Origin of the sequence: Aeromonas sp. (assembly GCF_050633025.1) — a bacterium.
In the GTDB taxonomy this organism is placed as follows: Bacteria; Pseudomonadota; Gammaproteobacteria; order Enterobacterales; family Aeromonadaceae; genus Aeromonas.
Genome location: NZ_JBODRQ010000101.1, coordinates 1 through 12,911 on the forward strand (window position 1 = coordinate 1; position 12,911 = coordinate 12,911).

12 protein-coding genes are annotated in these 12,911 nt (G+C 61.7%); 5 read left to right on the forward strand and 7 right to left on the reverse strand.

Annotated elements, in window-relative coordinates:
• The coding region (locus tag ACRAUW_RS13290) for a transporter substrate-binding domain-containing protein (RefSeq protein ID WP_431362649.1) at positions 1–686 on the forward strand (686 nt) is incomplete at its 5' end.
• Between the two features lie 23 nt (positions 687–709).
• The gene (locus ACRAUW_RS13295; RefSeq protein ID WP_431362650.1) at positions 710–1,762 is read left to right on the forward strand and encodes a hypothetical protein; all 1,053 of its coding nucleotides are present in this window, start codon (positions 710–712) and stop codon (positions 1,760–1,762) included.
• Here the strand turns inward: ACRAUW_RS13295 and ACRAUW_RS13300 are convergent.
• Genes ACRAUW_RS13300 through ACRAUW_RS13310 form a run of 3 tightly spaced genes read right to left on the reverse strand, consistent with a single transcriptional unit; the run spans position 1,713 to position 5,672 of the window.
• Positions 1,713–3,761, reverse strand: coding sequence for a transglutaminase TgpA family protein (locus ACRAUW_RS13300; protein ID WP_431362651.1), 2,049 nt, complete (start codon positions 3,759–3,761; stop codon positions 1,713–1,715). The two genes, ACRAUW_RS13295 and ACRAUW_RS13300, sit on opposite strands and share 50 nt — an antisense overlap.
• Positions 3,748–4,743: a DUF58 domain-containing protein gene (locus tag ACRAUW_RS13305; protein WP_431362652.1), complete on the reverse strand. Its 996-nt coding sequence runs from the start codon at positions 4,741–4,743 to the stop codon at positions 3,748–3,750. The genes ACRAUW_RS13300 and ACRAUW_RS13305 overlap by 14 nt, the downstream gene beginning before the upstream one ends.
• Entirely contained in the window at positions 4,743–5,672 is a 930-nt protein-coding gene (locus ACRAUW_RS13310) for an AAA family ATPase (protein ID WP_431362653.1), read from the reverse strand. Before ACRAUW_RS13310 ends, ACRAUW_RS13305 begins: the two co-directional genes overlap by 1 nt.
• 351 nt (positions 5,673–6,023) lie before the next feature.
• Between ACRAUW_RS13310 and ACRAUW_RS13315 the strand changes: the two genes are divergently transcribed.
• Together ACRAUW_RS13315 and yidZ are read left to right on the forward strand one after the other, a co-directional pair.
• Positions 6,024–7,196, forward strand: coding sequence for an MFS transporter (locus tag ACRAUW_RS13315; protein ID WP_431362654.1), 1,173 nt, complete (start codon positions 6,024–6,026; stop codon positions 7,194–7,196).
• Positions 7,197–7,214: 18 nt separating this feature from the next.
• Positions 7,215–8,186 carry an HTH-type transcriptional regulator YidZ gene (gene yidZ, locus ACRAUW_RS13320; RefSeq protein ID WP_431362655.1) on the forward strand — a complete coding sequence of 324 codons (972 nt, stop codon included), beginning with the start codon at positions 7,215–7,217 and terminating at the stop codon, positions 8,184–8,186.
• Positions 8,187–8,238: 52 nt separating this feature from the next.
• Here yidZ and ruvX read toward each other — a convergent pair whose 3' ends face one another.
• Entirely contained in the window at positions 8,239–8,661 is a 423-nt protein-coding gene (gene ruvX / locus ACRAUW_RS13325; protein WP_431362656.1) for a Holliday junction resolvase RuvX, read from the reverse strand.
• Between the two features lie 46 nt (positions 8,662–8,707).
• Positions 8,708–9,262: a YqgE/AlgH family protein gene (locus tag ACRAUW_RS13330; protein WP_431362657.1), complete on the reverse strand. Its 555-nt coding sequence runs from the start codon at positions 9,260–9,262 to the stop codon at positions 8,708–8,710.
• 117 nt (positions 9,263–9,379) lie between these two features.
• Here ACRAUW_RS13330 and ACRAUW_RS13335 point away from each other — a divergent pair, with 117 nt between their 5' ends.
• Positions 9,380–11,005 carry a methyl-accepting chemotaxis protein gene (locus tag ACRAUW_RS13335; RefSeq protein ID WP_431362658.1) on the forward strand — a complete coding sequence of 542 codons (1,626 nt, stop codon included), beginning with the start codon at positions 9,380–9,382 and terminating at the stop codon, positions 11,003–11,005.
• 84 nt (positions 11,006–11,089) lie between these two features.
• Here the strand turns inward: ACRAUW_RS13335 and gshB are convergent, their stop codons facing one another.
• Positions 11,090–12,043, reverse strand: coding sequence for a glutathione synthase (gshB, locus tag ACRAUW_RS13340; protein WP_040098063.1), 954 nt, complete (start codon positions 12,041–12,043; stop codon positions 11,090–11,092).
• A gap of 93 nt (positions 12,044–12,136) precedes the next feature.
• Complete coding sequence (gene rsmE / locus ACRAUW_RS13345; protein ID WP_431362659.1) at positions 12,137–12,868, reverse strand: 16S rRNA (uracil(1498)-N(3))-methyltransferase; 732 nt, start codon at positions 12,866–12,868, stop codon at positions 12,137–12,139.
• Between the last annotated feature and the right edge of the window lie 43 nt (positions 12,869–12,911).

A 12,911-nucleotide genomic window follows, 5' to 3' on the forward strand; every position in this document is an offset into this window, starting at 1 on the left:
CCACTGATGGCACCTTTCCCCCTTACAGCACGGTCCAGCCAGATGGTAGCCTGGCCGGTTTCGATGTAGATATCGCCAACGCACTCTGTAGCGAGATGAAGGCGCAGTGCACGATCGTTCAATATGACTTCGATGGCATGATCCCGGCCCTCAAGGCACGCAAGTTCGATGCGATTGTCGCCTCCATGGCTATCACCGAGGAGCGCAAGAAGGCCGTGGCTTTCAGTGACAAGTATGAGGGGGGCTACTCCCGTTTCATCGGGGTCAAGGGGACAACGCTGAGCGGCGACCCCGAATCCATGAAGGGGCAGAAAATTGGCGTCCAGATGGGGTCGATTCAGGAAAACTATGTTCGTGACATCTATGGCAAGGCGGGGGCTACCGTGACGACCTATGGCTCGCCGGAGCAGGCTTGGCTTGATCTGCAGGCGGGACGACTCACTGCCATCGTGGTCGAGATAGGGGTCGGGATGGAGCTCAAGAAGCGTGAGGGATCTGCCGGTTTTGACTTCTTCGGGCCGAGTATGGATGACCCCAACTACTTCGGGGTGGGCTCGGGTATCGCGGTGCGCCATCAGGATAAGGTTCTGCTTGCCCGTATCAATGCTGCCCTCAAGAACATCCTGGCCAACGGTACCTACAAGCAGATTAACGACAAATATTTCGATTACGACCAATACGAATAAGGTTTTCAATGAAGCTGATAAAGATGGAATTACCTGCCCCCGTCGGGAGTGGTCGCTATGAACTTCAGGCTTGGGAGTTTGGTGACAAGGGCCCTTTGGCTTATCTGCAAGCAGGGCTTCATGCTGACGAATTGCCAGGTGTGCTGGTGTTGCACCGGTTGCGGGAGGCGCTGGTCAATCTGGAGCTGGCGGGGGCCCTGCGTGGGCGCATCCGCCTGCTGCCTCTGTCCAATCCGGTCGGGATAAATCAGCGTTTTCTCGCGCGTCATGAGGGGCGTTTCGAGTTGGGAAGTGGGCGCAACTTCAATCGCGGTTATCCCAGGTTGACTCGTGCCGGTGAACAGTGCGACAGCCTGACCAAGGCGCGATCCTTACTGCTGGAGCGGCTCGCCGGACTGTCGGTTGGCGGAGAGTTGGAGCGGCTGCAGCAGATCCTGTTCGGATGGGCGCTGGAGGCCGATCTGGTGCTGGATCTGCACTGTGATAGCGAGGCTGTGGTGCATTTTTATGGCAACACGCGCCAGCAGGCGGAGCTGGAAACCATAGGACGCCGGTTGGGGGCTGAAGCGATCCTTATCGCCGAGGAGGCGGGTGGCATGTCGTTTGACGATGCTCTGCTCCAGAACTGGTATCCTCTGCGGGGAGAGGCCGACTGGCCAGTGCCCCTGGCGGTGACGGTGGAGCTGCGGGGTCAGCGGGATCTGGCTCCCGATCTGATGGCGCAAGATTGTGAGCGACTGCTCGATCTGCTGACCGAACGAGGATGGCTGGTGCGCCCGCTCTCCACCGAGTTGTCTCCTCCTGTCAATGCCACGCCGCTGGCCGGTGTTGAAGGTGTGCAGGCCCCTATGGGCGGCATCGTTCACTATCTGGTCTCCCCTGGGCAATCGGTGGTGGTCGGTCAACCCTTGGCCGAACTGCTGGACCCGGCCAGTGGCGAACGTTGCCAGCTCAACGCCGGGGTTGCAGGTGTCTGTTATGCCCGTCTGCTGTCACCCTTGGTGGTTGCCGGGGAGGAGGTGCTTTTTATTGCCGGTACGACTCCCCTGCGTGAGGGTGAGCTGCTGGGTCTCTAGTCGCCGCGGACCAATTGCGGATCACTTGGCGCAGTCTGCGGTTCAGGGCTTGGAAGATGCGGCGGCGCTGGCCCTTTGTCAATGGGGCATAACGCCAGCGGCGATAGAGCCAGGCCGCCTGCAACAAGGGGTGGGCAAGGTCAGGACGCAGCAGCGCCAGCCGCTCGCACCATGCCCCCATGCTCTCGGCGGGCTGGGGTGGGTAGCCGCTGCGTTTGCCCCGCTTGAGCAGGGGCAGCCAGATACGCCGCTCTGGCGGCAGGCGGGTGGGCAACAGCAGGGGCAGGCTTACCAGCAGGGCGACCAGCATCAGGCTGGCGAGGATCAACCAGGGGGAATGTCCCGCCAGTGCAGGCCAGCGCGAGCCGATTTGCTGCCAGAGTTGGCCCGCATCGTGGCCAATCACCCAGCGGCTCCACTGGTAGTCGATATTGTTGCCCCACCAGCGCAGCTGATTGAGCAAGGCCCAGTTGCGATAACGCTGCAAAGCGAGGGGGTCGGCGGCGGTAAACTCGTCGCTCAGCGCTTCCCTCACGCCGCCTTCAATACGCTCCGGCGCCACTGCCGCCGTGGGGTCGATTCGCCGCCATGATCCACCTTCATCGAGATACTCCACCCAGGCGTGAGCATCGAACTGGTGTACCGCCAGATAGTTGCCTGTGGGATTCCACTCGCCACCGAGATAACCGGTGACCAGCCGTGCCGGAATGTCGGCAGCGCGCAGCACGAAGGCGGTCGCCATGGCGTAGTGGCCGCAAAAGCCGCGCCGAGTATCGAACAGGAACTCATCCACCCCGTCACGGCCAAGTTGTGGCGGGGTCAGGGTGTAGTAATAGGATTGGCTGCGAAACTGCGCGAGTAGGGCTGCAACCAGCTCTGCGCGATCCGGATGGCGTGCGGCCAGCCCTTGGCCATGGGCGCGCGCTCTCGGGTTGCCTCCGGCTGGCAGTTGCAGGTTGCGCTGGGCGGCTTGGCTGTCGTCCTCTGGCTGCGCTTCGCCGCGGCCAATGCGATAGCGGATCGCCACCTCGCCGCTCCCCTGACGATAGAGGGTGTCGAGAGGGGTAAGCAGCACCGGGCCCGCCAGCAGACGGGGGTCACTCAGGGCAAAGGCCCAGCGGTGGCGCTGGGGCTCGGCAATCACCTCGTAGCTCCCGGAGGGCAACGGGTTATCTGCCAGTTGAGTGTTGGCCTGTGAAGAGGATGCCAGAAGGGTCAGCCCGGTCTGCACCGGCACTCTCTGCTGCCATGCTTTGACCTCGGGGCTCAGCAACCAGCGCTGGCCATCGAAAACCTCTTGGCGCATCACCGGAAAGTAGCGTTCGCGGGCCGGGGGCGGGCCATCGGCAAAAGTGACCCGAAAGGCCAGTTCCGAGGAGTTGACCAGTTCGCTGATATCGCCGGGGGCTAGCTCTTCCGAGAGCCCCGACAGGGCGCGGCTGGTGGTGGGCATCTGCCAGAGGGGCGGGAGCCTTGGCAGCAGCAAAAACAGAGTGATAAGCAAGGGCAGCGCCAGCAGAAGTGTGCCACCGGCACTGCGCCAAGGCCGTTTTTGCTCGGGCGCTATAGCGGCCACCAGCGTTGTCACTGCCAGCCAGAGCGCCACCGCCATCCCGGCCGTCCAGCCGATGCTTTGTCGCTGCACCAGCGCCAGCGCGATCAGAAAGAAGGCGAGCAGCAGCACCTGCTCGATATCCCGCTCGCGCCGCACCTCGATCATCTTCAGGCTATAGCCGAGCCAGAGCAGATTGATCAGGGCGGGCAGAGTGCCCAGACCACGCCACTGCAACCCCAGCAACACCACAGTAGTGATGGCCAGCAACGCCAACCCGCGGGCAGGCAGGGGTGGCCAGCCACGCCACAGCATCATGGCCCGGACGCCGAGGGTGATGGCGCCCACTGCCACCACCCAGAGTTGCAACTGGGGCCAGAGCGCCGCGACCAGCAGCAGCTGTTGCAGGGCGATGAGTGGTAGCAGGCGGCGGTTATCGAGCAGCATCGGGCGTGCTCTTCGGTGGTGTGGCATCGAACTGGGCTAGTGCCAGCAGGCAGCGCTGCACAAAGGTGGCGCCACTATCGGGCCCCAGCGTCTGGTTTGCCAGCGTCAGGGTGAAGGGGATGCCCCGCTTGCCGTAATCGGCGCACCACCAGGCCAGCACCGCCAGCCGCTGCTCCAGATCCCCGCCCGCGACCCGCTGCAAGGTGAGGTGAGTGTCATCCTGCTGCGGTTCATGGAACTGTTTGGTCAGCAGGCCGCGCCCTTGGGCAAGTTGCTTCCAGGCGACTCGGCTCAGTGGTTCACCGGCCTGATGTGTCCGCAGGGTATCGAAGTCACCGAGAGTGGCCGGAGCGGGTTGGCCCTGATGCCCCTCGCTTTGGGTCGCATGCTCCCCTCTTAACGCGCCGAATACCGGTTTGGGAGAGAGCCAGCCCTCCAGTTGCAAGTCCAGCAGGGACCAGCAGCGAAACAGACCGAGAGGGTAGCGGCTCTCGACCCGCAATCGGCCAAGGGGCAGTGCCCCACGACGCGAGCCCGATACTGGCAGGATAACTGAGCTGGGCACAGCGTCTGCCTGTGCCAGCCAGAGGGTGCCTTCGTTGAGGCTAAAGCTGAGTGCCTGCAACGGGCGCGGGCTTTGAACCAAGATACGGATCGGCAGCTGGCTACCCGCTTCCCCCAGCACCAGCGGGCCCCCCAGCAGCTCCAACCCCAGCAGATTGCGGTGGGTCAGCCACATGGCGGCCATAAACAGGCTGCCGAGGCAGTAGGCCACCAGCAGCACCAGATTGTTCTGGTAGTTGGTGCCGAGCAGGTAGATGGCGAGCAGCACCAGCAGATAGAGCAGCCCCATGCGGGTGGGGAGGATAAAGAGGCTGCGGGTACCCAGCGTGATCTGGTGGGCCGGGGGAATACGGCGATCGAGCCAGCGCCGCTGCCAGCGGGCTCGCCACTGCTGCCAACGGCTAAGCAATGTGTTCATCAGGGATGGTCCGGGTCGACCCTGGCCAGCAACCGCTGGCTCAGGGGGCAGGCCTCGCCATGCTGCACGCCAAAGCTGCCCCGCAACCGATGCTCCGCCACATAGGGAAAGACCGCCTGCACATCCTCCACCGTGACGAAGCGTCGTCCCGCCACCAGTGCCCAGGCCCGGCTCACCGCCAGCAAGGTCTGGGCTGCACGGGGGGAGAGGGGCTGTGGCAGATCCCCATCAAAGCGGCTCTGGTGCACCAGCGCCAGCAGGTAGTCGAGGGTGGCATCGGAAACATGGATGGCATCCCCCTCCGCTTGCAGGGCGGCGAGCTCGGGGGCATTCAGCATGGCGGGCAACGGGCCCATCGGCTGGTGGCCCCGCAGCAACTGGCGCTCCGCTTCTCGCGGCGGAAAGCCCAGCGAGAGTCGCACGGCGAAGCGGTCGAGCTGGGATTCCGGCAGCGGATAGGTGCCCGCCTGATCCGCCGGATTCTGGGTGGCGATGACAAAAAACGGATCGGGGAGAGGATGCGTATTCCCCTCAATGCTCACCTTGCCCTCGGCCATCGCCTCCAGCAGGGCGCTCTGCACCTTTGGGCTGGCGCGGTTGATCTCGTCCGCCAGCAACACCTGGGTGAAGATGGGGCCGGGGTGAAAGCGAAATGTTTGCTGCTGGGGGTCAAAAATCTGCAACCCCAGCAGGTCGGCGGGGAGCAGATCGGCGGTGAATTGCATTCGCCGACACCCAAGCCCCAGCACTTGCGCCAGGGCGTGGGCCAGGGTGGTCTTGCCCATACCGGGCAGATCCTCGATCAGCAGGTGGCCACGGGCCAGCAGGGTGACCAGCGCGATTTTCAGCTGCAGTGGCTTGCCCAGAATGACTTGCTCCAATGCTGCCAGCAGCCCGGCAACCTGCTCTTCTCTCTTCATTCCCTTCATACACATTCCCTGTATTGCGTCGCACCTACAGCTTATACACCCGCGAAGGCGGATAACAGAAGGGAGGTAAAAGTGCTGCGCAGGGATGGCAATGGGTGGGAGGTGACCCGGTTTATTACAGTGTCTGGTTGATGCAATATGGCCACTATGGCACGTAGTTCAATAGAATATTTCCTGATTGGAATGTACCGATCGCCATCTCTTCACTAGCTGGGGGCGGTGGGCACCCATATAGTTGCCCCCATTGCGACGCGCTGTGTTGCTACCTTTGTCACCACCTTGGCCCCGCTACTGTTCGCCTGTCGCTGTGATCTGGCAGGCATCGGCACGCCAATCTGTTATGGAGTGTTCATGCCTGTATTCCTGTTGTGCACTTTTCTGATGATTATCCTCTATCCGGTCGGGATCGATCTCTATCTGGTCGCCGTGCCCCGGATTGCCGATACCCTGCAGGCGAGCGAGGCGCAGATCCACACCGCCTTCTCCATCTATCTGTTTGGCATGGCGGCCACCGTGCTGCTGGGGGGAATGATTGCCGATCGCTACGGGCGGCGCTGGGTGGTGCTGGGGGGGGCGCTGATTTTTGTCATCGCCTCGCTGGTGGCGGGTCATGCCGAGGGGATCAACCAGTTCTACCTCGGCCGTTTCTGGCAGGGAGTCGGGGCCGGTGCGCTCTATATCATGACCTTTACCGTGCTGCGGGATGTGCTGAGTCAGGAGCGGCTGGCGATGGCGCTCTCGATGATCAACGGGGTGATCTGCGTGATCCCGGTGCTGGCGCCGGTGCTCGGTTATCTCATCCTGTCCCATTTTGACTGGCGCGCGATCTTCGTGGCGATGGCGCTGGTGGCTGCCGTCAGCGGTCTGGTGAACTTGCTGCTGCTCAAGGAGACCCGCCCAGCCCGGCAACCGGACAGTGGAGCTGCGCTGCCCTTTGCCCTGCTGCGCTCGCCGCGCTTTATGCTGCTCTCCCTGCTGACCAGTGCCAGCGTGACCGCCATTCTGGTCTATGTCAGCGTCTCGCCGCTGATCCTGATGAAGGAGTTTGGCTTCACTACCGAGCAGTATTCCATCGTGATGATGGTGATGGCCGGGGTGAGTATGTCCACCTCCTTCCTGACTCCGCTGTTGTTGCGCTGGCTGGGCAAACAGAAAGTGCTGGCGGTGTCTCATCTCTCCTATCTGCTGGCGGCGTGCTCACTGTTCGGCAGCTGGCAGACGGGGGGTGATATCCATCTGTTGCTGCCGGCGTTTGCGCTGGTCTGTGTCGGGTTTTCCTGCGGCTTCGGGGTGGCGATGGGGGAGGCGCTCGATGGTTGCCAGCACAATGTGGCGTTTGCCAGCGCCGTGCTCTGCATCATGCAGATCAGTCTCTCCGGCCTCTATATCTGGCTGTTGGGCCAACTTGGCTTTGCCCCGTCCGAGATGCTGATCTGCGCCCTGCTGCTGGCACTGCTCAGTTACCTGGCTGTCAAAGGGCTGTTACCATGGCTCGCGCTTCGTGAAGCGCGGTCGCAGGGCTGATGGAAGATGAGAGGGGATATGCGCAATCTGGGTGAACTCGATTTGAACCTGCTGGTGGTCTTCAAGTTCCTGATGCAGGAGCGCAGTGTGGCAGGGGCGGCCAAAAAACTCTGTGTCACCCCGTCTGCGGTGAGCAAGTCGCTGGCCAAATTACGGGAGTGGTTTGACGATCCCCTGTTTGTGCGGGTGCGGCAGGGGTTGCAGCCCACTAACCTCTCCCTGACCCTGGAGGAGGAGCTGAAGGTCTGGTTCCAGCTCACCGACAGCATCACCTCGCTCAATAGCGAGGCGATCCCCGATGGTGCACGCTTCACGCTGGTGATGGAGTCCCCCTTCTACATCAGCTTTCTGAGCGATCTGCCCATGACCATCTACCAGAAGTACCCCAACTCGGTGGTCAGGATGCTGGGGTGGGATCACCACTCCCTCAACGACATCGTCAACGGCGATGCGGATCTCGGCTTCTGTGCCCGCGAGACCCATGGCCGCTCCCAAGCCAAGGTCAACCGGTTGCCCTACTACATCGATCACGAGGTGCTGTTCACCGATCGCCCGGTGGTTTTTCTGCGTAAGGATCACCCGCTGCTCGAGCAGAAGTGGTCGCTGGAGAACTTTCTGGCCTGCCCCCAGATCAGCATGGTGTGGGAAGCGAATGATACCTGGGCTCTCGACAGCCTGCTGGAGGACGAGGGGTTGAAGCGGGAGGTGCCCATCATGGTCTCCAGCTTCGAGCAAGCGCTGCATATCGCCTCCCAGTCGAGTCACGAGCTGATTGCGGTGGCCCCCTCCTACTGCGGGGGGTATGCCAGTCGGCATCATGGCAATCTGATCGCCATGCCGCTGCCGCTACCCGAGAAGCTCTACGCCCAGCTGGAGATCGCCTTCATCCTGTTGTGGCACAAACGGCACAATCAGGATGCCAAGGTGATGTGGCTGCGTAGCGAGATCAAGAGACTCTACAACGGCGAATTGGCGCAACCAACGCGATGAGGCAATGCGGGGGCAAGGCAAGGGCTGCGACCCTTGCCTTGCTGTTGATGGTTTAGTTGTACTGCTCTTCCATCCAGGCTTCGACGATCAGCTGCGCCGATACCCCGTCCACGCTGCCTTTTTCCAGCGCGCGATAGCCGCCTCGCTCAAACAGCCGGGCGCGGGCATCTGTGGTGGTGAGTCGCTCATCCTTGAATTCCACCGGTTTGCCGAAACGGCCATGCAGCCGGTTACCGAATTTGCGGGCCCGTACCGTGATCTCCTGATCGGTGCCATCCATGTTCAGCGGCAGGCCGACAATGAGCAGGTCCGGTTGCCACTCCTTGAGCAGCTTCTCAATCTCGTCCCAGTTGGGGATGCCGTCGTTGGCTTTGAGGGCGCGCAGAGGCTGGGCAGTGCCAGTCAGCTCCTGACCGATGGCGACGCCAATGCTCTTGGTGCCATAGTCAAAGCCCATGATGCCGCGTGATAACATTGGATAATTTCCTCAGAATGCGTTGCAAATTGCATAGCAGATTGCATCAGCCGTGACCGATGTCGCTGGAGAGGTGAACCGGGTTCACCCCTATGCTGGCGGCGGCTTGCTGCCAACGTTTGTGAATGGGGGTCTTGAACACCAGGGCCGGATTGGAGGGGATCACCAGCCAGGCGCCGTCCACCAACTCCTGCTCCAGCTGACCGGCACTCCAGCCTGCATAACCAAGAGCCACCAGCCAATGGGCAGGGGCCTCGCTCGTACCCAGGGTTTCCAGAATATCCTTGGAGGTGGTCACCATCATCTCATCCCCCACCTGCATGGTGGAGTTGAAGCCGGGGCGGAAGCTGTGCAGCACAAAGCCGCGATCGGCGTGAACCGGTCCCCCCTGCAGCACCGGCTGCTTGAGCTCCGGGTTATTGGGCGGGTTGAGCTTGAGCTGGGTCAGCATGGTTTCCAGCGACATCTCCACCGGAATGTTGACGACCAAGCCCATGGCGCCCTCTTCGTTGTGCTCGCACAGATAGACCAGCGAACGCTCAAAGTAGGGATCCGTCAGGCTTGGCATGGCAAGCAGGAAGTGGTTTTGCAGTGTTTGCATATGGGCCAAATATTGCAAAGGTATTTGCAGTCAATTATGGCAGCTCGCTTCGTCTGGCAAAACTGCTTTTTGGCGGCCGGTTCAGACCAGTCAATCTGTTTCATTGGAGAGAAAGTCATGGAAGGTATTTCAATCAGGCAGAAGTTGATCCTGGGTTGTGTGGTGCCGCTGTTGGCACTGCTGGCGCTGCTGGTGGGCGCGAGTCAGGCGATGTCCCAGCTGATGACGGGGATGAACGCCATGTATCAGGGGGAGGTGGTGCAGCTCAAGGAGCTCAAGCAGGTCGCCGATCTCTACGCGGTCAAGGTGATCGATGCGGCCAACAAGGTCAACGTCGGGGGCGTAGCACCGTTACAGGCCAAGGCCGACATGCTGCAGGCGCAACATGAGATAGCGCAGATCTGGCGCCAATATAGCGGTGGTGAGATGAGCCAGACCGAGCAACGGGAGGCGGCCAAAGTACAGGCGCTGTTTGGCGTGGCGGATCAGCAGATTGCCGCCGTGGTGGCGGTACTGGATCAGATGCAGGGGGCTGAGCGGGATCAGCTCTCTGCTCGCATCATGCCCCTCTACGGTGTGATCGATCCGGTCAGTGACGGGGTCAGTGCGCTGGTGGAGTTCCAGCTCAAAGAGGCGGAGCAGCACATCGGCGAGCTCAACGATCTCAGGCAGCAGTTGTTTCGGCTCTTTATCGTGCTGTTTCTGGTGGGAGTGGCCTGCGTACTCTTCTTCGGCGTCTGGGCCGGACGCAGCGTCAGTCAGCCGCTGGCGGCCATGGGACAGGTGCTGAGCGGGATGCAGCGGGATCTCGACCTGAGCCAGCAGGTTCCGGTCTTGCGCAAGGACGAGATGGGAGGGCTGGCCCAATCGCTTAATCAGGTGATCAGCCACTTCCGCGGTTTGATTAACCAGATCAACGAGATGGCGGAGCACCTTGCCAAGGAGTCTGCCCGCCTGGCCCATATCGGGGTCGAGAGTCGCCAGCGCTTTGCCAAGCAACAGGGGGAAACCGATCAGACCGCCACCGCCATGAACCAGATGAGCGCAACCGTGGCCGAGGTGGCCAACAGCTCGTCCGGAGCTGCCGATGCGGCCAGAGTGGCCGACCAGAGTGCCCGCCATGGTCATGAGGTGGTGGAAGATGCCATCCAGCACATGTCCTCCCTCTCTTCCCATATCCAGAGTACGGCGGCGATGATCACCCAGTTGGCCGATGACAGCCGCGATATCAGCAGCGTGATGGATGCCATTCGCGGCATTGCCGAGCAGACCAACCTGCTGGCGCTCAACGCCGCCATCGAAGCGGCGCGGGCAGGGGATCAGGGGCGCGGTTTTGCGGTGGTGGCGGATGAGGTTCGCACACTTTCCCAACGCACCCAGCGTTCCACCGAAGAGATCGGCAAGACCATCGTCAAGCTGCAGCAGGGGGCGAGCGAGGCCGCCAACAGCATGATGCAGGGGCTGGAGCAGGTCGAGGAGTCCAACCGCACCGTGCTTGCCTGTGGCAAGGCACTCGGCGAGATCGTCACCTCGGTGGAGATGATCAACGAACTCAATACCCATATCGCCACCGCCGCCGAGGAGCAGAGCAAGGTGGCTGAAGATATCACCCGCAACGTGGTCAATATCGCCCATATTGCGACCGAATCGACGGCGGCGGCCTCCGAGCTGAACCAGAGTTGCCACGAGCTGGAGCAGCTATCGAGCGATCTCAAGCAGAAGGTGGGGCAGTTCCGCTGTTAGGCCTTCATACCAACGCACGCAGCAGGAAACAGAAGAGGCGGCCCCGGGGCCGCCTCTTGTTATGAACCTCTAGCCGGTGCTGGCTCAGGCCTTGGCCAGCCGACGCTCGATGGCATCCATCAGCATGCCGGTGATGTGCACATCGAAGGCGGCTTCAATCTCGCGAATGCAGGTCGGGCTGGTGACGTTAATCTCGGTCAGCCGATCGCCGATGATATCGAGACCGACGAAGATGAGCCCTTTCTCTTTCAGGGTCGGGCCCACCGCGCGGGCGATGGCCCAGTCCGCTTCGCTCAGGGGACGCGCTTCACCACGGCCACCGGCCGCCAGATTGCCACGGGTTTCGCCTTGCGCCGGAATGCGGGCCAGACAGTAGGGAACCGGTTCACCGTCCACCACCAGCACCCGCTTGTCGCCATCCTTGATGGCGGGCAGATAGGTCTGCGCCATGCAGTACTGGCTGCCGTGGGCGGTCAGGGTCTCGATAATCACCCCGACGTTGGCGTCATCCTCCTTCATGCGGAAGATGGAGGCGCCGCCCATGCCGTCCAAGGGCTTCAAGATCACGTCTTTGTGCTTCGCGTGGAAGGCGCGCAGCTTGTCGGCGCGGCGGGTTACCAGGGTGGTCGGGGTGTGCTCAGCAAACCAGGCGGTGTAGAGCTTTTCGTTGGCGTCGCGCAGGCTCTGCGGCTTGTTGACGATAAGGCAGCCCTCATCCTCGGCCCGCTCCAGCATGTAGGTGGCGTAGATAAATTCGGTGTCGAACGGCGGATCCTTGCGCATCAGGATCACATCAAGGTTCGAAAGAGGTTGATCCACCACCTCGCCCAGCGTGTACCAGTCGGCATAGTCATATTTGACGGTTAGCGGGCGCATGGTGCCAAAGGCGCGACCGGCTTCCATGTAGAGATCCTTCATCTCCAGATAGAAGAGCTCATAGCCGCGCTTTTGCGCCTCTTCGAGCATGGCAAAGCTGGAATCTTTCTTGATGTTGATGGCCGAGATGGGGTCCATCACGATGCCGAGTTTAATGGTCATCCGCTGTTCCTTTTTAATGGCTCGATAGGGTTGTTGGGTCGATTAGCGCAGCGTAATCGGCCGCTTGCGGCGGCGTCGATGCAGCTTATTTTATCAAGCGAGATCGCCAAAGCGGCACTGCAGCGCAGTTATCGCAGTCAGGGCGGCGGTTTCGGTGCGCAGCACCCGCGGTCCCAGCAGCATCTCTTTGAAATCTTCCTGCACGGTACGGGCGATCTCGTCGCTCGACAATCCCCCTTCCGGGCCAATCAGCAGGCGCACGCCGTGCTCGGGAACGGGCAGGGTGTTGATGCTGTAAGGGGCGCGCGGGTGCAGGTTGAGCTTGAGCTCTTTGGTCTCTTCCGCCAGCCAGGCGTCCAGCTCCATCGGCATGCGCACTTCGGGCACCACGTTGCGGCCGCACTGTTCGCAGGCGCTGATCACCACCTTCTGCCACTGTTCGCGCTTCTTCTCCAGCCGATCGGCCGGCAGCTTGACGCCGCAGCGCTCGGAGAAGAGCGGGGTGATGCAGGTGACGCCCAGCTCCACCGATTTCTGGATGGTGAAGTCCATCTTGTCGCCACGGCTGATCACCTGACCGAGGTGGATGGCCAGCGGTGACTCCACCGATTGGACGTCGCAGCTGTCGATGGTCACCTCCACCGACTTCTTGCCGACTAGGGCTATGGTGGCGGGATATTGCTTGCCATCGCCATTGAACAGCTCGAGCTGCTGGCCCGGCTGCATGCGCAGTACCCGGCCGATATGGTTGGCGCCGTCTTCCGACAGGGCGATGGTCTGGCCAACTTGCAAGGTGGCCGGTTCATAGATACGTGGAATGCGCATGGCTGCTTGTCAGTCTCTTGCTTGGAAACCCTTCATATCCTGC

Bases quoted from the DNA above. Each gene is read 5' to 3' on its own strand.
- ACRAUW_RS13295 (WP_431362650.1), top strand. From the start codon at position 710: ATGGAATTACCTGCCCCCGTCGGGAGTGGTCGCTATGAACTTCAGGCT.
- ACRAUW_RS13300 (WP_431362651.1), bottom strand. From the start codon at position 3,761: ATGCTGCTCGATAACCGCCGCCTGCTACCACTCATCGCCCTGCAACAG.
- ACRAUW_RS13305 (WP_431362652.1), bottom strand. From the start codon at position 4,743: ATGAACACATTGCTTAGCCGTTGGCAGCAGTGGCGAGCCCGCTGGCAG.
- ACRAUW_RS13310 (WP_431362653.1), bottom strand. From the start codon at position 5,672: ATGAAGGGAATGAAGAGAGAAGAGCAGGTTGCCGGGCTGCTGGCAGCA.
- ACRAUW_RS13315 (WP_431362654.1), top strand. From the start codon at position 6,024: ATGCCTGTATTCCTGTTGTGCACTTTTCTGATGATTATCCTCTATCCG.
- yidZ (WP_431362655.1), top strand. From the start codon at position 7,215: ATGCGCAATCTGGGTGAACTCGATTTGAACCTGCTGGTGGTCTTCAAG.
- ruvX (WP_431362656.1), bottom strand. From the start codon at position 8,661: ATGTTATCACGCGGCATCATGGGCTTTGACTATGGCACCAAGAGCATT.
- ACRAUW_RS13330 (WP_431362657.1), bottom strand. From the start codon at position 9,262: ATGCAAACACTGCAAAACCACTTCCTGCTTGCCATGCCAAGCCTGACG.
- ACRAUW_RS13335 (WP_431362658.1), top strand. From the start codon at position 9,380: ATGGAAGGTATTTCAATCAGGCAGAAGTTGATCCTGGGTTGTGTGGTG.
- gshB (WP_040098063.1), bottom strand. From the start codon at position 12,043: ATGACCATTAAACTCGGCATCGTGATGGACCCCATCTCGGCCATCAAC.
- rsmE (WP_431362659.1), bottom strand. From the start codon at position 12,868: ATGCGCATTCCACGTATCTATGAACCGGCCACCTTGCAAGTTGGCCAG.